Source organism: Frankia canadensis (assembly GCF_900197875.1).
GTDB classification, from domain to species: Bacteria; Actinomycetota; Actinomycetes; order Frankiales; family Frankiaceae; genus Frankia; species Frankia canadensis.
The window spans coordinates 17,144-35,717 of the sequence record NZ_FZMO01000179.1 but is presented as its reverse complement, the minus strand read 5'-3'; the positions used below and the strand labels follow the sequence as shown (position 1 = coordinate 35,717).

Genomic DNA, 18,574 nt, shown 5'->3' with positions numbered 1-18,574 from the left:
TGCCACCCGATCCGGACCAATGCTCCTCTCCCGCTCGCCGCCACTCCACTCGACCCCGGGCGTCCGCTCCTACCTCGAAGCGTGATCTCTCGTTGGAAGTGGTGCAGGGGAAAAATACTCTGCGCACCTCCGGACGGGACGAATCGGGCGCGGAACCCTGCCGTCGGCACACGGACGGTTCCTCCCGCGCGTCCCGGCCCGACCGACGGCTTCCGTCCTCATGGCGGCGACCGCGCGCGAGCCGCCGCCGCGGGTCGGCTAGCGACAGCCCCCGTTGCCGCGGAGGGTTACGCAGGTTTCCTCGTCGTGCAGGGGACACGAGCCTTCCAGCCCCTTCCGGTGCGACAAATCGGACGCCGCACTCTCATGGGGACACAGGTGGCCTCTCCGCCCGGCGTCCAACGGCCCGCGGCCTCACCCACCGCGACCCGACGCCCCGAACCCATGATCGTCGCTGGGGTGGGTACCGACCAGAACGCCGAGGACGGGGTCGACTTCCCATAGAGGGGAAGAGTCCGCGAGCGAAGGCGGCACTGTGCCAGAAACCCATGGCGTCGCGTCCGGTTTGTCCACTTGTTTTTGGCGCGGCCGCGGTGAAGGTGACAGAACGCTGCCACAAACTGCCGCGACAGAGGCGGCGACGGCGACAAGAAGCTCTCGACTCGAGACGCGGCCTAACGGCCGGCTGGCTCCTGGACGAGCGGGAGGACCTCGCGCAGCGCCTCCAGGCCGACGGCGCCCGCGCGGACCACGACGGGGACGTCACCGGTGCAGTCGACGATGGTCGAGGGCACCGCGTCGGCGCAGGCCCCGCCGTCGAGGTAGACCTCGGCCGCGCCGCCGAGCTGGGCGATCGCCTCGTCGGCCGTGGTCGCCGGCGGCTGGCCGCTGATGTTCGCGCTGGACACGGCCATCGGCCCGGTGCGCCCGAGCAGCTCGATCGCCACCGGGTGCAGCGGCATCCGCACGGCGACCGTGCCCCGGCCCTCACCCAGATCCCAGCGCAGCGACGGGACGTGCCGGACCACCAGGGTCAGCCCACCTGGCCAGAACGCCTGGATCAGGTCACGGACCTGGGGGGTCGTCCGTTCGATGAGGCCCTCGAGGGTGCGCCAGGAGCCGATCAGCACCGGCACCGGCATGGAGCGGCCCCGGCCCTTGGCGGCCAGCAGCGAGGACACCGCCTCCCGGCCGAAGGCGTCGGCGCCGAGGCCGTAGACGGTGTCGGTGGGCAGCACGACCAGGCCGCCGCGGCTGACCGCGGCGGCCGCCGCGTCCAGCCCGGCGGCCCGCTCGGCCTCGTCGACGCAGTCGAATCGGAGCATCACCCGTCCTTCCTGTCGAGCGGCCCGGCCAGCCGGCCGGTGACGAAACGGTCCCGGCCGGCCAGGTCGGTGTGGTCGGCCACGTCCACCCATCGTCCGTCGGCGCGCAGCAGCGCCGGCGCGGTGCCGCCGTGCCCGTCCGCATGCTCGACGACGAGCAGGCCACCGGGCCGCAGCAGCCGTGCGGCGAGGGCGACGACGGCCCGCACGACGTCGAGGCCGTCCGCACCGCCCCACAGCGCCCGGGCGGGATCGTGCTCGCCGACCTCGGGCTCCACCGCGTTTCGGTCCGCATCCGGAAGATACGGCGGGTTGCTGACCACCAGGTCGACCACCCCGGCGAGTCGGGCCAGCGACGGCGGCGGCTGCCCGGTCACATCCGCCTCGTGCACCTCGACGGATCCCCCGGCATACCCGGCACACGCCTCGCCGGCGCTCCCGCCGGGCGGCCCTGCCGCACTCCCGCCGTGCCGCCCGAGAGCGCTCCCGACGGGCGGCCCGTCGAGGGTCGCCGCCACGTTGCGGCGCAGCCAGCGCAGCGCCGCCGGGTCGACCTCGACGGCGTGTACTCGGGCGCCGGGCACCTCGGTCGCCAGCGCCAGCGCGATCGCCCCGGAGCCGGAGCACAGATCGACACAGGTCGGGCCGTCGGCGCGGGCCGCGGCGCGGCCGCCGGGCCCGGCCGGCGCCCGGCGCAGGGCGTCGATGGCCCAGCCGACGACCGACTCCGTCTCGGGCCGGGGTACGAACACGCCGGGGCCGACCGCCAGATCCAGGTAGCGGAAACCGACGACGCCGGTGAGGTGCTGCAGCGGCTCGCGGGCCGCCCGGCGGCGCACCAGGGCGGCGAAGCGCTCCGCGGCGGGCGCGGGCATCGCGTCGACGAGAAGCAGCCGGGCCCGCCCGACCCCCAGGACGAACGCGGCGAGCTGCTCGGCATCCGCCCGCGGGCTCGCCACGCCGGCGGCCTCCAGCCGGCGCGTCGCGTCGGCCAGCAGCCCGGACAGGCCAGATGGGCCTGGGCCTGGGCCCGTCGGGATGGTCCCCGAACCAGCCGCGGCCGCCAGGCCCCGCCCCGGCGGCCGCGGGGCGCGCCGGGTTCGCGCTCGCGGGTCCGGTCACGAGGACTGGTCGTTGAGGCGGGCTTCCAGGTCGGCGGCGGCGAGGGCGTCGAGGACCTCGTCGAGCTCGCCGTCGAGGACCTGGTCGAGGTTGTGCGCCTTGTAGCCGACCCGGTGGTCGGCGATCCGGTTCTCGGCGAAGTTGTAGGTGCGGACGCGCTCGGAGCGGTCGACTGTGCGCACCTGGCTGGCCCTGGCCTGCGACGCCTCGGACTCGGCCCGCTCCCGCGCGGCGCTGAGCAGCCGGGCCCGCAGGATCCGCAGCGCCGACTCCTTGTTCTGCAGCTGGCTCTTCTCGTTCTGGCAGGACACGACGACGCCGGTCGGCAGGTGCGTGATGCGCACGGCGGAGTCGGTGGTGTTGACGCTCTGCCCGCCCGGGCCCGACGAGCGGAACACGTCGACGCGCAGGTCGTTCGGGTCGATCTCGACGTCGACGTCCTCGGCCTCGGGCAGCACCAGCACGCCGGCGGCCGAGGTGTGGATGCGCCCGGCCGACTCGGTGACCGGCACCCGCTGGACCCGGTGCACACCGCCCTCGAAGCGCAGCCGGCCGTAGACGCCGTCGCCGGACGCGGCACCGCGCGACTTCACCGCCACGCTGACATCGCGGTATCCGCCCAGGTCGGACGGGTTCGCGTCGAGGATCTCGGTCTTCCAGCCGCGCCGCTCCGCGTAGCGCAGGTACATCCGCAGCAGGTCGCCGGCGAACAGGGCCGACTCCTCGCCGCCCGCGCCGGCCTTGACCTCGAGGATCGCGTCGCGGGCGTCGTCCGGGTCGACCGGGACGAGATAGGCGCGCACCCGGTCGTTGAGGCGGGCGAGCTCGGCGTCGAGCTCCGCGGCCTCGTCGCGGAACGACGCGTCCTGCGCCGCGAGCTCGCGGGCGGCGTCGAGGTCGCCGGCCACGCGGTCGAGCTCGTGGGCCAGGTCGACGACCGGGGCGAGCTGCGCGTAGCGGCGGCTGAGGGTGCGGGCCCGGGCCGGATCGTTGTGCACCGCCGGGTCGGCGAGCTGCCCCTCGATCTCGGCGTGCTCCGCGACAAGGCCGGCGAGCGGGGACGTCATGGTGGTTCCTCTTCGCACGTCACGGTCCCGGGACACGGCGGCGGCTCCCGGGAGCCAGGGGAGGCGGGACGGCCGTCGCCGCCTCGGGACGCAAACGGCGCCCGCCCGGAGTCCGGACGGGCGCCGTGGCCGCGTTACTTCGCGCCGCCGACCTTCTCGCCGGGGCGCCGCCGGCCGAACCGGCGCTCGAACTTCTCGACCCGTCCGCCGACGTCGAGGATCTTCTGCTTGCCCGTGTAGAACGGGTGGCACTGCGAGCAGACCTCGGCGTTGATGACCGCGTTGTCCTTGGTGCTGCGGGTGGTGAACGTGCTCCCGCAGGTACAGTTCACGGTCGTCTCGTGGTACGTCGGGTGGATGTCAGCCTTCATGGTCCCTCTTCCGATGTGGCCGCCGGGTCGCCGTCCAGGGGTGGAGGGCGTGAACCGGAGCCGTCCTGTGCTCTCAGTCTGCCAGAACCAGATCCGGGGCCAACCTAATCCTGCGGCGGGGCGGTCTTGGCGATCTGCATGAGGAACTCGTAGTTCGTCCGGGTCGACTTGAGCCGGTCGAGCAGGAGCTCCAGTGCCTGCTGGTTCTCGCGGGTGTGCAGCACCCGGCGCAGCTTGTGCATGATCGCGAGCTCGTCGGGCGCGAGGAGGATCTCCTCCTTGCGGGTGCTCGAGGCGTCCACGTCGACCGCGGGGAAGATGCGCTTGTCGGCGATCTTGCGGTCGAGCTTGAGCTCGGCGTTTCCCGTGCCCTTGAACTCCTCGAAGATGACCGTGTCCATCGTCGACCCGGTCTCGACGAGCGCGGTCGCGATGATGGTCAGCGACCCGCCGTTCTCGATGTTGCGCGCGGCGCCGAGGAACCGCTTCGGCGGGTACAGCGCGGTCGAGTCGACACCACCGGACAGGATGCGCCCGGACGCCGGGGCGGCCAGGTTGTAGGCGCGGCCCAGCCGGGTGATCGAGTCGAGCAGGACGACGACGTCGTGGCCCAGCTCGACCAGGCGCTTGGCCCGCTCGATGGACAGCTCGGCGACGTTGGTGTGGTCGGCCGGCGGGCGGTCGAAGGTCGAGGCGATGACCTCGCCCTTCACCGACCGCTGCATGTCGGTGACCTCCTCGGGCCGCTCGTCGACGAGGACGACCATGAGGTGGACTTCCGGGTTGTTCGTCGTGATCGCGTTGGCGATCGCCTGGAGCACCATCGTCTTGCCAGCCTTCGGCGGGCTGACGATGAGGGCGCGCTGGCCCTTGCCGACCGGCATGACCAGGTCGATGACCCGGGTGGTCAGCAGGTGCGGCTCGGTCTCCAGGCGCAGCCGGTCCTGCGGGTAGAGCGGGGTCAGCTTGGTGAACTCGGGCCGCCCGCGCGCCTCGTCGGGCTCCATCCCGTTGATGGTGTCCAGGCGGACCAGCGCGTTGTACTTGTCCCGGCGCTGCTCGCCCTCCTGCGGGGCGCGCACGACACCGGTGATGGCGTCGCCGCGGCGCAGGCCGTTGCGGCGGACCTGAGCGAGGCTGACGTAGACGTCTGTCGGGCCGGTCAGGTACCCGCTGGTCCGGACGAAGGCGTAGTTGTCGAGGACGTCGAGGATGCCGGCGACGGGCACCAGGACGTCGTCCTCGCGCAGCACCGGCTCGTTCTCCGCCGGCCCGGCCTGGCCACTGCGGCCGCGGCTGCGCCCACGCTCGCGGAACCTGCCCCGGCGGCTGCGCCCGCCGAAATCGTCGTCGCCGCCCTGGTCGGAACGGCCGCCCTGGTCGGAACGGCCGCCCTGGTCGGAACGGCCGCCCTGGTCGGAACGGTCGTTCTGCGAACGGTCGGAGCGGTCGGAGCGGTCCGGCCTGTCGGAGCGGTCTGAACGGTCCGGCCTGTCTGAACGGTCCGGCCTGTCGGAGCGGTCCGACCGCCCTGAGCGATCGCCGGACTGCCGGTCGGAACGGTCCCCACCGGAGCGGCGGTCTCCGTTCTGCCGGTCGTTGCCCTGCCGGTCGTTGCCGGCGCGCTCCCCGCCGTCGCCGCTCGAGCGGCCGCCGTCACCGGAACGGTTCTCGGCGGCGCGGCCGTTCTCCGCGGACCGGTCACGACGGTCCTCGCGGCCGCGCGGGGCGGTCTCGCCCTGCCGACCAGCGGCGGGCGCGGACTGCGCGGGGGCGGCGGTGGCCTGGGCGGAGGCGGCCGCCTGCTGGGTCGTGGCGGCGGTCGCCTGCGCCGGCGGCGTCACCGCGGCGGGCTCCGGGCGGGTCTCGACGATCGTGTCGCCGCCGCCGTCGGGCAGGGTCTGCTGCTCGGCGGCCGGGCTCGCCACCCCGCGGGAGGCGCCGCGACGGGTCCGCGTGCGCGGGGTCCCGCCCGCGGACGCGCCGGACGCCGGCGAGGTGCCGGCGGGGGCCGCCTCGTCGCCGCCCGGGCGGGCGTGCGCGGCGGCGGATACCTCGACGGGCGCGGGAATCGCCCCGGACGCCCCATCGCCGGCCGGCGCCACCGCGCCGCCGGTGGCCTCGTTCTGGAGGTTCTGGATGGCGGCGATGAGCTGTCCCTTGCGCAGTCGCCCCACCCCCTGGATGCCCATGGACTGGGCCATCGCCTGCAGCTCGGGCAGCAGCATCGCGGACAGGCCGGTGCCCTGCCGGCGCCGCCGGGTCGCGGTCGCGGCGGCCGCGTCAGCGGCTGCGCGGGATCCGCGGGTGCTCCGCGCGGAGCCGTTGTCGACCGCGGGCGCGGAGGTGATCGTGTCTGCGGACGAGGTGGCGGCCGCCGGCCCGCTCTCGTGGGGCGATGCAGGCGTCGCAGGCGCCGCAGACTCACGTGCGCTCTGGGGCAGCACGTTGGTGGTGTCGCTCAAGGTTTTCCTTCCCTGAAGGAACTGGCTCGACAGACGAGCCGGGCGTAGCGTGTGGACCTTCTTCGCCTGCACAGATGCCGGGTGAAGGGATGTACAGCACCGGATGGGCGAAAGTCGCGCCCGTCTACGGCGCCAGCGGCCGACTGCCGCGAGCGAACTCGCCGATCCCGCTCAGGTGTGCCGGTGTGGAGCCGAGGCGACGACGACGACGCCGAAACACCGGAGTCCCGAACCACGGCCCATCTGGCGAGGCCAGAGCGGCACTGCGGGAGCGAGCACGCGCCGCGGTGGCAGCGGGTGCAGTCACCAGACTATCCAGCTGGGGACACCTCGGCAACAACCTTGCGACGCCAGGACTTCCCGAAGTGACACGCACGGGCGAACGGCGGCCCCGCCGAGCGCCGCCAGACCCGGATGGTCACCCTTTCGAGTCACCCCGTTACATAACGGCGGCAAACCGGGTGATCCGCGCGCCGACGCGGTCGACCGTCAACGGCGCGACCGAGAAGTCGGCCCCGGCCGCCCCCACCGCCGTCGCCGCCTGCTGCCCGCTCACCGCGAGGGCGAGCACCGACGGTCCGGAGCCCGACAGTGTCGCCGGGATCCCCAGCGCCCGCAGGCCGGCGACCAGTTCGGCCGTGCCGGGCACGGCGGGCAGCCGGTAGGGCTGGTGCAGCCTGTCCTCGGTGGCGCGCAGCAGGAGCTCCGCCCGCCGCGAGGCCCCGGCGGGCTCGGCGGCGGACAGCGCGAGCGCCAGCAGCGCCGCCCGGCCGAGGGTGTGGGCGGCGTCGGGCAGGCCGATCCGCTCCGGCAGCGCGCCGCGCGACTCCCGCGTCGACTGTCGCACGGTCGGCACGAACACCACCGGCCGCAGCCCGTCGAAAGGCTCCACCCGCAGGCAGCGTGCCCCGTCCGGGTCCTGCCAGGCGACGGTGAATCCGCCCTCGAGTGCGGCCGCGACGTTGTCCGGATGCCCTTCGATCTCGCCCGCCAGGCGCAGCATCCAGTCGCTCTCGCCCCGGGAACCGACCGCGGCCTCCACGGCCTCGCCGGCCGCGTCGCCGTCGCGACCGCCGGCGCCGGTGCCCGCGTCGCCGGTGCCCGGCGCGGCACGGGACGCGGACTCGAATCCGGGCCCGAGATCGTCGTGGGTCAGGGCGGCACCGGCGACGACGCCGGCCACGATCGCCGCGGCGGAGGAGCCGAGGCCCCGCCCGTGCGGGATCCGGTTGGCGCAACGCAGGGCGAGGCCCGGCTGCGGGCGCCCAAGCAGGTCGAATGTCGCCCGAATCGCCCGGACGACCAGATGCGTCTCGTCCTGGGCGACCTCGTCGGCGCCGGTCGCGTCCACGCTCAGGCCGGAGGCGGTGACGGTCACCTCGACCTCGTCGTGCAGGGCGAGGGCCAGGCCGAAGGAGTCGAAACCGGGGCCCAGGTTCGCGCTGGTCGCCGGCACCCGTACCCGCACCCGCCGCCCCATCTCGACGGCCAGCCCCATCTCGACGGCCGGTCCCATCTCGACGGCCGGCCCCGCCTCGACGGCTCGGGTCACGAGGTGGTCAGGCCGAGCGCCTCGGCGGCGCCCGCCACGGTGGGACGGATCGTCTCCGGCTTCGCCGCGCCGCTGATCGCCCAGTCGGGGTCCTTCAGGCCGTTGCCGGTGACCGTGCAGACCACCCGAGAACCGGCCTCGATGCGCCCGTCGGCCCGAGCCATCAGCAGGCCGGCGATGCTGGCCGCGCTCGACGGCTCGACGAAGACGCCCTCGCGGTGGGCCAGCAGGCGGTAGGCGGCGAGGATCTGCCGGTCGTTGACGGCGTCGATGAGGCCGCCGGAGGAGTCGCGCGCGTCGACGGCGAGGTCCCAGGAGGCCGGGTTGCCGATCCGGATGGCGGTGGCGATCGTCTGTGGGGCGGTGACCACCTCGCCGCGCACGATCGGCGCGGCGCCGGCGGCCTGGAACCCGCACATCCGCGGCCGGCCGGAGCCGAGGCGGTCGTGCTCCTCGGTGTAGCCGCGCCAGTAGGCGGTGATGTTGCCGGCGTTGCCGACGGGCAGGCAGTGCACGTCGGGTGCCTGCCCGAGTGCCTCGACGATCTCGAAGGACGCCGTCTTCTGGCCCTCCAGGCGGAACGGGTTCACCGAGTTCACCAGGGTGACCGGCGAGGTGTCGGCGAGCTCGCGGGCGACCCGCAGGCAGTCGTCGAACGAGCCGTCGAGCTGCAGCAGCCGCGCGCCGTGCACGAGCGCCTGGGCCAGCTTGCCGAGCGCGATCTTGCCGCTGGGGACGAGCACGGCGCAGGTGATGCCGGCGCGGGCCGCGTAGGCGGCGGCGGAGGCCGACGTGTTGCCGGTGGACGCGCAGATCACCGCCTGCGAGCCGGCGCCGACGGCTCGGCTGATCGCCACCGTCATCCCGCGGTCCTTGAACGACCCGGTCGGGTTGGCGCCCTCGACCTTGAGATGAACCTCACACCCGGTCAGCTCGGAGAGGTGTGCCGCCGGCAGCAGCGGCGTGCCGCCCTCACGAAGCGTGATGACGGGGGTGCTGTCGTCGACCGGAAGCCGGTCGCGGTACTCCTCGATGATGCCCCGCCACGGCCGGTGCGACCGCTGTGCGGACCCGGCCGCCGACCCAGCCGGCGTGGATCCCGTGACCGGTGTGGATCCGGTGACCGACGTGGACTCCGCGATCGACGTGGATGTCGACATCACGGCTCACCTCCCTCGACCCGCAGCACTCCGGACACCGCCCGTACCCCGTCGAGGCCGCGTAGCTCCTCGACCGTGGCGGACAGTGCCGCGTCCCGCGCGGCATGCGTGACCAGAACGAGGCTCGCGTCGTCGCCGCGGCCGTCCTGGCGGACGCTCCTGATGGACACATCGTGACGTGCGAACGCCCCGGCGACCGCCGCGAGCACGCCGGTCTTGTCCGTGACGTCGAGATTCACGTGATACTTCGTCACGGTACGGCCCATCGGGAGCACGGGCAGGGCCGCGTAGGACGACTCACCCGGGCCGCGCCGCCCGGCGATGCGGTTGCGGGCCACGGCGACCACGTCGCCGAGCACCGCGGAGGCGGTCGGCGCGCCGCCGGCCCCCTGGCCGTAGAACATCAGCTGGCCGGCGGCCTCCGCCTCGACGAACACCGCGTTGAACGCCTCGCGCACCCCGGCCAGCGGATGCGTGCGCGGGATCATCGCCGGGTAGACCCGGACGCTGATCCCCTCGGTCTCGTCGGAACGCTCGGCGACGGCCAGCGCCTTCACGACGCAGCCGAGCTCGCGGGCGCTGGCGATGTCGGCGGCGGTGACGTCGCCGATGCCGACCCGGTAGACGTCGTCGATCGTGACCCGGGAGTGGAAGGCCAGCTGGGCCATGATCGCGGCCTTCGCGGCGGCGTCGTAGCCGTCGATGTCGGCGGACGGGTCGGCCTCGGCGTAGCCGAGCACGCCGGCCTCGGCGAGCGCCTCCCCGAACGACGCGCCGGTCTCGTCCATGCGGGTCAGCACGAAGTTGGTGGTGCCGTTGACGATGCCGAGCACCCGGCGGACCCGATCGCCGGCGAGGCTCTCCCGCAGCGGGCGGACCAGCGGGATCGCCCCGGCGACGGCGGCCTCGTAGTACAGGTCGGTGCCGGCCTCGGCGGCGGCGTCGTGCAGGGTGGCGCCGTCCGAGGCGAGCAGCGCCTTGTTCGCGGTGACCACCGGTTTACCGGCCCGCAGCGCGGACAGCAGCCAGTCGCGCGCCGGCTCGATCCCGCCGACGACCTCGATGACGAGGTCGACGTCGTCGCGGGCGACGAGGGCGGCGGCGTCGGTGGTGAACAGGGCCGGGTCGACGTCGAGGTCGCGGACCCGCTCGGGGCGGCGCACCGCGATCCCGACCAGGCGCAGCGGCTCACCGACCCGCGCCGCGTAGTCCTCGGCGTGTGCCCGCAGCAGCCGCACGATCTCGCTGCCGACGACGCCGCAGCCGAGCAGGGCGATGTTCATCGGGTCACCGCCGCCGCGCTCGTCCCGGCCGCCGGGCCAGCCGGATCGGTCGGGTCGGTCGGGTCCGCGTCGAGGCGCAGCAGGTCGTCCTCGGTCTCCCGGCGGACGATCACCCGGGCGGCGCCGTCGCGCACGGCGATCACCGGCGGCCGGGTGACGTGGTTGTAGTTGCTGGCCATCGACCGGTGGTAGGCGCCGCTGGCGGGCACCGCGACGAGGTCCCCGGGGCGGACGTCGTCCGGCAGGGGCACGTCGTGCGCGACGACGTCGCCGGACTCGCAGTGCCGGCCGACGAGCGTGACCACGTGCGCGGTGGGCGAGCCAGGCCGGGAGGCGAGGCGGGCGGTGTACCGGGCGTCGTACAGCGAGGTGCGGATGTTGTCGCTCATCCCGCCGTCGACGCTGACGAAGGTGCGCAGGCCGGGCAGCTCCTTGACGGTGCCGACCTCGTAGAGCGTCACCGTCGTCGAGCCGACGATCGCCCGGCCCGGCTCGACGGCCAGGCGTGGCACGGTGAGCCCCGCCACGGCGCACTCCTTGCCGACGATCGCGGTCAGCCGCTCGGCGACGTCGGCGACGTCGAGCGGGGCGTCCTCGCTGGTGTAGGCGATGCCGAGGCCGCCGCCGAGGTCGAGCTCGGGCAGTTCGAGGCCGTGCTCGTCACGCAGGCGGGCGAGCAGCCCGACCATGCGATGCGCGGCGAGACCGAACCCGGCGGTGTCGAAGATCTGCGAGCCGATGTGCGCGTGCAGGCCGACGAGGTGCAGCGACGGCGCCGCGAGCACCTGGGCCACCGCCTCGGCCGCCGCGCCGCCGGCCAGCGAGAAGCCGAACTTCTGGTCCTCCTGGCCGGTGGAGACGTAGTGGTGGGTGTGCGCCTCCACCCCCGGGGTGACCCGCACCAGCACCCGCTGGCGCACGCCCGCCTCGGCGGCGAGGGCGGCCAGGCGCTCGATCTCGGCGAACGAGTCGACGACGATCCGCCCGACGCCGTAGTCGAGCGCGGCGCGCAGCTCCGCGACGGACTTGTTGTTGCCGTGGAACAGCAGCCGCTCGGCCGGGAAGCCCACCGATCGGGCCACCGCGAGCTCGCCGCCGGTGCAGACGTCGAGGTTCAGGCCCTCCTCGTCGACCCAGCGGGCGACCGTGCGGCACAGGAAGGCCTTGCCGGCGTAGTAGACGTCACAGTCGGCGAAGGCGGCGCGCCAGGCGGCGCAGCGGGCCCGGAAGTCGGCCTCGTCCAGGACGAACGCCGGCGTGCCGAACTCCGCGGCGAGCTCGTCGGCGCGCAACCCGCCGATCCGCAGCACGCCGTCGTCGTCGAGTCGGGCCGTCGCCGGCCACAGGTCGTCCTCCAGCGCCGCCGGCACGGCCCGCGTCACCACGTTCTCGGTCTCGCTCATCTCGCCACTACCTGTCCGCCTGACCCTGCCTGTCCGATCGCCATCGTCTGTCCGAAGGCCGCTGTCTGTCCGAAGGCCACCGTCCGCCCCTGGACCGCCGTCCGCCTGGCGACCCGTGGGTCCGCCGACGGGTACGCGCGCGGCTGCCGGCGCATCGTCGTCACATCCGTTCCGGCGCGCTGACGCCGAGCAGGCCGAGCCCGTTCGCGAGCACCACCCGGGTGGCCGCGACGAGCAGCAGCCGGGCGTCGGTGAGCGGCCCCGCCTGCTCGTCCCCCTGCGGGAGTACCCGGCAGGCGTCGTAGAACCGGTGGTAGACGCCCGCCAGTTCCTCCAGGTAGCGGGCGACCCGGTGCGGACCGCGCAGGGTGGCCGCCGTCTCGACCACGCGCGGGAACTCGCCGAGGGCGCGCAGCAGGTCGACCTCGCGCGGATGGGTGAGCAACGCCACATCCGCCGCCTGCGGCTCCGCGACGGCGAGGCCGAGCGACTCGGCGTTGCGTAGCAGCGAGCTGATCCGCGCGTGCGCGTACTGGACGTAGAACACCGGGTTGTCGCTGGTCTGCCGGGTGACGAGGTCGAGGTCGAGGTCGAGGGGCGAGTCGAGCGACGACCGGACCAGCGAGTAGCGCGCCGCGTCCACGCCGACCGCGTCGACGAGGTCGAGCAGCGTCAGGAACGTGCCAGCCCGCTTCGACATCTTCACCGCCTCGCCACCGCGGGTCAGCGTGACGAGCTGACCGATGATGACGTCCAGGTGCGTCGCCGGATCGTCGCCGAAGCAGGCGGCGATCGCCTTCAGCCGGGCGACGTAGCCGTGGTGGTCCGCGCCGAGCAGGTAGATGAGCTGGTCGAACCCGCGGCCCCGCTTGTCGCGGTAGTAGGCGGCGTCGGCACAGAAGTAGGTCGGCGCGCCGTCGCTCTTCACCAGCGCGCGGTCCTTGTCGTCACCGAAGTCGGTGGTGCGCAGCCACACGGCGCCGTCCGCGTCGAAGACGTGCCCCTGGGCGCGCAGATCGTCGACGGCCGCCGCCAGCGCACCGGCGTCATGCAGCGCCTTCTCGGAAGCCCACGTGTCGAAGTGGACGCCGAATCCCTCCAGGGTCGAGCGGATCTCGGTGAGCATCAGCGACAGCCCCTCGGAGCTGGCGATCGCCAACGCCTCGTTCTCGGGCAGGTCGAGCAGGTCCGGCCGGGCCGCCTGCACGGCGGCGGCGATCTCGGCGACGTACGCGCCGTGGTAGCCCTCCGCCGGGATCTCCCGGCCCGCGGCCGCCGCCAGCACCGACGCGCCGAACCGCGCGACCTGCACACCGGCGTCGTTCACGTAGTACTCGCCGCCCACCGCGAAACCGGCCGCGGTCAGGATCCGGGCCAGCGCGTCCCCGACCGCCGCCCAGCGGGCCGACGCGAGCGTCACCGGCCCGGTCGGGTTCGCGCTGACGAACTCCAGGTTGATCCGCGTGTCCCGCGGCTTGGCGGCGTGGCCGTAGGTCGCCCCCGCGGCCAGCACCCGGCGGGCGATCTCCCCCAGCGCCGAGCCGGCCAGCGTGATGTTCAGGAACCCCGGGCCCGCGATGTCGACCCGCGCGATCTCCGCATGCGCCGCCAGCCGGGCGGCCAGCAGCTCGGCGACGGCCCGCGGCGGTCGGCGGGCGGCCTTGGCGAGCTGCAGCGCGACGGGCGACGCGTAGTCCCCGTGCTCCGGGTTCTTCGGACGCTCGACCGTGACGGTGGTCGGCACAGTCACGTCCAGGTCGCCGTCGGCGACCGCGCGGCCCACGGCCGCCACGATGGCATCGGCGAGATCGGCGGGGGTCATGTCGTGATGCTATCGGCGCGATGGCGTACCCAGTCCGGGCGCCGAGGCGCCACCCTGTGGCCGCGTCGGTGCCGTCCCACCCGACGACCGGGGTGCGGACGGCTTACCTGCGGTTTCGGGCCGGTGAGGCGAGCGAGATCAGGCCGGCTGGCCGGCCGCCAGCTTGTGGACAACGGTGATGAGCTCGTCCGGGTCGAACGGCTTCGTCAGGTAGTAGTCCACACCGATGCGCGAACCACGCTTGACGTCCGCCTCCTGCGCGCGGGCCGTCAGCATGATCAGCCTGATGTCGACGGTCGACGGGTCCTCTCGCAGGGCGGTGGCCACGTCCCAGCCGTCCATCCTCGGCATCATGATGTCGAGGGTGATCACCTGCGGACGCACCTCCCGCACCATCTCGAGCGCGTCGACGCCGTCGACCGCGGTATGGACCTCGAAGCCTTCCAGCTCCAGGTTGACGACCACGAGCTGACGGATCACCGCGTCGTCGTCGACGACGAGGACCCGGGGGGCGGCGGGGTACACATCCGGAAGCTTACGGCGCACCCGGGCGCGCGATCCGCCGTTCCCGCCTGGTAACGTAAGCCGCGTTGCCCCAGAGCCCCCGTAGCTCAGGGGATAGAGCACCGCCCTCCGGAGGCGGGTGCGCAGGTTCGAATCCTGCCGGGGGCACGTACAGCATCCACGCACCTTGCGGGGGCTGCCACCCTGACTCGCCTTGACGTCCAGCAACAGACCCTCGACGATCAGGTCGGCGTCGGCGTGGAGATCCTCGCTGCCAGCGAACGTTTGGGCCGGACTCGGCGGGCTTGCCCGCCAGCGCGGGAAGCAGAGTCTCGCTGGCCAGGTCTCGCATGGCGATCAGGTCGGCGACCTCGTCCGCGGTGGCCAGCGCCGCCAGCTCCCGCGGGCCCGCATCCTCGTCGAGCTGCATCAGCCGTGAGCCGAGCAGCGCGGCCGGATTGCGCAGTGGTTCGACGAGCAGGGCGAGCGCGTAGCAGAGCCGCGCCATCCACCGGTCGGGACGGTCCCGCCACACCTCCGGGTCGACCGCGTGCAGCGTGAGGCTGTCGTCGACCCCGCCCAACGCGTACAGCATCTGCATCCCGGCCCGCGCCCACCCAGCCGGCCCGGCCCTCAGACAGCTCCACACCGCCAGGTCCAGCGACGGCTCCGGGTCGACCAGGAACCGCAGCCACCAGTCAATGGCCGCGCCCTGCGTTCCGCCCGCCACCCCGGCAGGCGGAACCAGCCGGACCGTCCCAGCTCGCGCCCGATACGCGGCCTGGATCGGCTTGTGATGAGGGAACGCCTCCCGCAAGTACCGCGTGACTGGGCTATTCGTATCGCGGAGCTCTCCTACCAACGACGACATCCGCTACCACCTCCACGCCACAGAATGAACGCAGGGTGTGACAGAAACCGTCCAGTCATCACAAGTTGACTTCATCCAGGCACCATCGAGCTACAGGACGACGCCCGACCGCGTCATCTCGCTTCCGCGGGCGGCGGGAGCAGGTCAGGTCGCCATCGCCGAGCACAGCGAAGTCTGGCCTTGCCAACGCGTCAGTGCCACCCCCCGCGAGGTGACACGGCGATCCCCATCTCCGGCCTACTCGCGGGTCACCGGTCTTGATCGCGGACCGCTTCACCTAGCTAGTGTCCTGAGTCGTTAATTTGTTCGCAGTAGGTGGCGAGGATGCCCAGTATACGATCTACATAGGAACTAAAGACTCAGGACACTAGGCCGGATCGCTCGTGCGGCGCCCCGCCCGCATCGCCGATCAGCTCGGGGATTCCCGCGCCTCCGCCGAGCGACGTGCGACCGCGGCCCACTGCTGCAGCCAGCCCTGGAGTCGGGCGCCTTCGGCGTAGTCGCTGTCGAGGAGGTAGAGCCCCGCTGTCGGGCACGTCGCTCCGAGCTCGACAAGTACCGGCTTGAGCAGCAGGTCTGGCGCCAGGGCATGCGCCTCGCCGGCGCCGAGCATCAGCGGTATGACCGTGAGACCGGCCATGCCGGACTGCCCCTCGAACTGGTCGAGGAAGAGTTTGAGCAGCCCGCTGTAGGTTGCCTTGAACGTTGGTGAGGCGATGACGGCCAGGTCGGCGTCCCTGACCTTCTGCCTGGCCTCGGCGACGGCGGGGTCGCCCCAGCCGAGCAGGCCTGCTCCGAGCTCGGCGAGCTCGATGAGCTCGACCGACTCCGAGCCCAGCGCGCGGGCGAGGATCTGGGCGGCGTCGGCGGTCCGCGACGCCGGTCTGGGGTTGCCGACGACGGCAACGGCCTTCATGGGAGTTCCCCTCGGTCGGGCGCGGCGGGGCTCAGTGCTGGAGCTTGTGGTAGGCACCTCGGAAGAACAGCAGTGGGTCCCCCTTGTGCCAGTCCGGATTGCTCATCTCGGTGACCTGCCCGACGACGATCAGGTGGTCGCCGACGTCGTGCTCGGCCCAGGCAACGCAGTCCAGCCACATGACGGTGCCGGTGATCACGGGGTTGCCGAGCTGGCTGGGATGCCATCGGACGCCGGCCCACTTGTCGGAGCCGCTGCGGGCGAACTGGTTGGAGAGGGCCTGCTGGCTGTGGGTGAGGACGTTGACGCAGAAACGTCCGCTGGGCCTGATACGGGGGTAGCTGCTCGACGTCTTCATGACGGAGAAGGAGACCAGCGGGGGATCCACCGAGACGCTGTAGAACGACTGGCAGGTGAAGCCGACCGGTTCGTCGCCCTCGATCCCGGAGATGATCGTGATGCCGGAGGGGAAGTGGCTGAGCGCGTCGCGGAACTCGCGGGGGTCGATCGTCATGGTGGTCATGCCCGCACTCCTTCGAAGGGCTCGCGCAGGCCGCGCTTCTCCAGCTCGGTCAGCACACTGCCGGGTGCGACCAGACGCCTGACACCGTCGGTGAAGTCGGGCCAGGTCAGCAGGATGCCGTCGATGCCGATCTCGCTCATCTCCGCCATCTGGTCGGCGATGTCGGCGGCGGTGCCGATGAGGATGGGGCCGCCGGATCCGGCGGCGAAGCGCTGCCGCATGGCGAGGATTGCCTCCCTCGGGACGTGGCGCCTGTCGGTGGATGCCAGGGACGCCGCCTGCCATGCGTCGAGTAGTTCGTTCTCGGCCATCGGCCCGGTGAAGTACTCGAGGTATTCTTCAGCCTCCTCCCGCGAGTCGCGCTGAACGACGGCGCAGTAGGTCCAGATCTGGACCTCGCGACCCTTGGCGCGGGCGGCGTCCTTGTATTCGGCGACCTTGGCCCTGGCGTCCATGCCGATGACGTTGGGTACGGTGAAGCAGATGTCGGCATAGGTCGTGGAGAAGTCGAGGCCTCGGGGGGACGCGCCGGCGTTGATGATCGGCGGGTGGGGCTTCTGCGCCGGCTGCGGCCGGGAAAGGCCGCCCTTGACGTCGTAGTACTCACCCTTGAAGTCGAACTCGGTGCTCTCGGTCCACAGTTTTGTGAGGATCTGCACCCATTCCTCGAGCTCGCTGTACCGGGCCTCGTGTTCGCGCAGGCCGACGCCGAACATGTCCAGCTCGATGGCGTTCCAACCGCCGACGAGGTTGAGGGCGAAGCGGCCGCCGGAGATCAGGTCGATGGTGGTGCACTGCTTGGCGGCGAGCACCGGGTGCATCACGCAGCCGTGCACGGTGGCGATGTGCGTGGTGTAGGAGGTGACCTGGCTGAGTCCGGCGGCCCAGGTGAAGGGGTCGACGACGTAGCCGACGCCGGCTTCGGGCATGCCGGGGATGTATCCCTTCCAGCGGGCGTAGCCGAGCGATCCTTCCAGGCCAGCCTGGTCGGCGATCTTCGCGACCTCGACGATCCGGTCCCAGTGGGGTCGCCAGACTTCGGGGACGCGGGTAAGGGTTGCTCCGCCGTTGGTACCGAACAGGCCCAGCTTGAGCCGGTTGGGGCTGTCGACGAGGGCGTTCATGTCTGCTTCCTTCTCATTGTCCGGCCGTCCTGAGTTGTCCGGCTGTCACGGTGCGGTGAGGCGTGGGCCGGGTGATGGCGGCAGGGCGACACGCAGCCGGCGTCTGGGCAGCCGGATGTTGGGGTAGGCGACGGTGCCGAGGAGCACGAGGCCCTGAATGAGGCCCTGGACAGCCGCGGAGGCGCCCAGCGCGAGGATGAACTGCGACAGCATGGTCATGAACAGGGCCCCGACGACCGCGGCGACGAGGCTGATCCGGGTGCCGCTGACGGCGGCGCCGGCAACCAGGAGCGCCGAGATCGAGGACATCAGGTAGGTGCCGCCGGCGGCGGAACTGCCCGCGCCGATGTTGCCTGCGATGAGGACACCGGTGATGCCGAACAGGAGACCGGCGAGGCTGTAGGCGCTGACCAGCGCCCGGGTGACCGGCAGCCCGGCGGCGCGGGCGGCATCGGGGTTGGAGCCGGTGGCGACGAACCGGCGCCCGAAGGCCGTCAGCCGGATCAGCACCAGCAGTACCAGGACCACACCGAGGGCGATCCAGAAACTGGTCGCGATTCCCCCGACCCGGCTGGTGGCGAAGGTCTGCAAACTGCCCGGGATCATGATTTGCTGCCCGTCGGAGACCAGGTAGGCAAACCCCAGGAACAGTCCGTTCGATGCCAGGGTGGCCACCAGCGGAGTGAGCGCCAGCCAGGAGACCAGCAGGCCGTTGACGACCCCGGCCAGGACACCGGCGGCAAGCGCGACCACGACGGCCGGGACCGGAGCTGCACCAGAGTCGGTGAGTTTGGCGACGACAAGGCCGCAGAGCACGATGATCCCGGCGAGGGAGAAGTCGAAGCCGCGCTGCATGACAACAATGGCCTGGCCCAGTGTCGCCACGGCGAGCATGCCGAAGTAGGGCATCATGTTCGCCAGCGAGCGTGCCGTCGCGGCGTTCGGTGTGGCGATCAGCATGACCACGTACATCACGGCGGCCGCGACCCAGACCCACTTGTAGGGTGACGCGATCACCCAGCGTGCGATGCCGCGGGGGGTGGGCTTGCTGCTCATGGTCCTTCGC

Annotated in this window: 15 protein-coding genes and 1 tRNA gene; 1 reads left to right on the top strand and 15 read right to left on the bottom strand. The window is 72.6% G+C overall.

What is annotated here, in order from left to right:
- Positions 1–674: 674 nt before the first annotated feature.
- The 11 genes from C1A33_RS15680 to C1A33_RS15630 all read right to left on the bottom strand — a co-directional run bounded on the left by C1A33_RS15680 (position 675) and on the right by C1A33_RS15630 (position 14,095).
- A complete protein-coding gene (locus C1A33_RS15680; RefSeq protein ID WP_101832237.1) occupies positions 675–1,325 on the bottom strand; it encodes an L-threonylcarbamoyladenylate synthase in 651 nt (216 codons plus the stop codon).
- The gene (locus tag C1A33_RS15675) at positions 1,325–2,392 is read right to left on the bottom strand and encodes a N5-glutamine methyltransferase family protein (RefSeq protein WP_423748082.1); all 1,068 of its coding nucleotides are present in this window, start codon (positions 2,390–2,392) and stop codon (positions 1,325–1,327) included. Before C1A33_RS15675 ends, C1A33_RS15680 begins: the two co-directional genes overlap by 1 nt.
- 51 nt (positions 2,393–2,443) lie before the next feature.
- A complete protein-coding gene (gene prfA, locus C1A33_RS15670) occupies positions 2,444–3,514 on the bottom strand; it encodes a peptide chain release factor 1 (RefSeq protein ID WP_101832235.1) in 1,071 nt (356 codons plus the stop codon).
- Between the two features lie 134 nt (positions 3,515–3,648).
- Positions 3,649–3,885 (bottom strand): 50S ribosomal protein L31, encoded by a 237-nt coding sequence (gene rpmE, locus C1A33_RS15665; protein WP_101832234.1) that lies wholly within the window; start codon positions 3,883–3,885, stop codon positions 3,649–3,651.
- Positions 3,886–3,989: 104 nt separating this feature from the next.
- Positions 3,990–6,350 (bottom strand): transcription termination factor Rho, encoded by a 2,361-nt coding sequence (rho, locus tag C1A33_RS15660; RefSeq protein WP_101832233.1) that lies wholly within the window; start codon positions 6,348–6,350, stop codon positions 3,990–3,992.
- Positions 6,351–6,789: 439 nt separating this feature from the next.
- On the bottom strand, positions 6,790–7,866 hold the full coding sequence (locus C1A33_RS15655) for a homoserine kinase (RefSeq protein ID WP_243407595.1): 1,077 nt from the start codon (positions 7,864–7,866) through the stop codon (positions 6,790–6,792).
- 32 nt (positions 7,867–7,898) lie between these two features.
- Positions 7,899–9,062: a threonine synthase gene (gene thrC / locus C1A33_RS15650; RefSeq protein WP_101832232.1), complete on the bottom strand. Its 1,164-nt coding sequence runs from the start codon at positions 9,060–9,062 to the stop codon at positions 7,899–7,901.
- Positions 9,062–10,345, bottom strand: a complete 1,284-nt coding sequence (locus tag C1A33_RS15645) for a homoserine dehydrogenase (protein WP_101832231.1) — start codon at positions 10,343–10,345, stop codon at positions 9,062–9,064. Before C1A33_RS15645 ends, thrC begins: the two co-directional genes overlap by 1 nt.
- Positions 10,342–11,748 carry a diaminopimelate decarboxylase gene (lysA, locus tag C1A33_RS15640; protein ID WP_101832230.1) on the bottom strand — a complete coding sequence of 469 codons (1,407 nt, stop codon included), beginning with the start codon at positions 11,746–11,748 and terminating at the stop codon, positions 10,342–10,344. The genes C1A33_RS15645 and lysA overlap by 4 nt, the downstream gene beginning before the upstream one ends.
- Positions 11,749–11,908: 160 nt before the next feature.
- On the bottom strand, positions 11,909–13,570 hold the full coding sequence (argS, locus tag C1A33_RS15635) for an arginine--tRNA ligase (protein ID WP_101832229.1): 1,662 nt from the start codon (positions 13,568–13,570) through the stop codon (positions 11,909–11,911).
- 138 nt (positions 13,571–13,708) lie between these two features.
- A complete protein-coding gene (locus C1A33_RS15630; RefSeq protein WP_101832228.1) occupies positions 13,709–14,095 on the bottom strand; it encodes a response regulator in 387 nt (128 codons plus the stop codon).
- A gap of 75 nt (positions 14,096–14,170) precedes the next feature.
- Between C1A33_RS15630 and C1A33_RS15625 the strand changes: the two genes are divergently transcribed.
- Positions 14,171–14,242: transfer RNA gene (locus C1A33_RS15625), tRNA-Arg, on the top strand.
- Between the two features lie 1,112 nt (positions 14,243–15,354).
- Here the strand turns inward: C1A33_RS15625 and C1A33_RS15620 are convergent.
- The 4 genes from C1A33_RS15620 to C1A33_RS15605 are packed head-to-tail and all read right to left on the bottom strand — an operon-like array spanning position 15,355 to position 18,564.
- Positions 15,355–15,861 (bottom strand): NADPH-dependent FMN reductase, encoded by a 507-nt coding sequence (locus C1A33_RS15620; RefSeq protein WP_101832227.1) that lies wholly within the window; start codon positions 15,859–15,861, stop codon positions 15,355–15,357.
- A gap of 31 nt (positions 15,862–15,892) precedes the next feature.
- The gene (locus C1A33_RS15615; RefSeq protein ID WP_101832226.1) at positions 15,893–16,384 is read right to left on the bottom strand and encodes a flavin reductase family protein; all 492 of its coding nucleotides are present in this window, start codon (positions 16,382–16,384) and stop codon (positions 15,893–15,895) included.
- Complete coding sequence (locus tag C1A33_RS15610; protein WP_101832225.1) at positions 16,381–17,508, bottom strand: LLM class flavin-dependent oxidoreductase; 1,128 nt, start codon at positions 17,506–17,508, stop codon at positions 16,381–16,383. Before C1A33_RS15610 ends, C1A33_RS15615 begins: the two co-directional genes overlap by 4 nt.
- Before the next feature lie 45 nt (positions 17,509–17,553).
- Positions 17,554–18,564 (bottom strand): ABC transporter permease, encoded by a 1,011-nt coding sequence (locus C1A33_RS15605; protein WP_165818413.1) that lies wholly within the window; start codon positions 18,562–18,564, stop codon positions 17,554–17,556.
- Between the last annotated feature and the right edge of the window lie 10 nt (positions 18,565–18,574).

Coding starts and splice junctions, on each gene's coding strand:
- C1A33_RS15620 (WP_101832227.1), bottom strand. CDS start 15,861: ATGAAGGCCGTTGCCGTCGTCGGCAACCCCAGACCGGCGTCGCGGACC.
- rpmE (WP_101832234.1), bottom strand. CDS start 3,885: ATGAAGGCTGACATCCACCCGACGTACCACGAGACGACCGTGAACTGT.
- C1A33_RS15605 (WP_165818413.1), bottom strand. CDS start 18,564: ATGAGCAGCAAGCCCACCCCCCGCGGCATCGCACGCTGGGTGATCGCG.
- C1A33_RS15615 (WP_101832226.1), bottom strand. CDS start 16,384: ATGACCACCATGACGATCGACCCCCGCGAGTTCCGCGACGCGCTCAGC.
- C1A33_RS15655 (WP_243407595.1), bottom strand. CDS start 7,866: ATGGGACCGGCCGTCGAGATGGGGCTGGCCGTCGAGATGGGGCGGCGG.
- argS (WP_101832229.1), bottom strand. CDS start 13,570: ATGACCCCCGCCGATCTCGCCGATGCCATCGTGGCGGCCGTGGGCCGC.
- prfA (WP_101832235.1), bottom strand. CDS start 3,514: ATGACGTCCCCGCTCGCCGGCCTTGTCGCGGAGCACGCCGAGATCGAG.
- thrC (WP_101832232.1), bottom strand. CDS start 9,062: ATGTCGACATCCACGTCGATCGCGGAGTCCACGTCGGTCACCGGATCC.
- C1A33_RS15645 (WP_101832231.1), bottom strand. CDS start 10,345: ATGAACATCGCCCTGCTCGGCTGCGGCGTCGTCGGCAGCGAGATCGTG.
- C1A33_RS15610 (WP_101832225.1), bottom strand. CDS start 17,508: ATGAACGCCCTCGTCGACAGCCCCAACCGGCTCAAGCTGGGCCTGTTC.
- C1A33_RS15680 (WP_101832237.1), bottom strand. CDS start 1,325: ATGCTCCGATTCGACTGCGTCGACGAGGCCGAGCGGGCCGCCGGGCTG.
- lysA (WP_101832230.1), bottom strand. CDS start 11,748: ATGAGCGAGACCGAGAACGTGGTGACGCGGGCCGTGCCGGCGGCGCTG.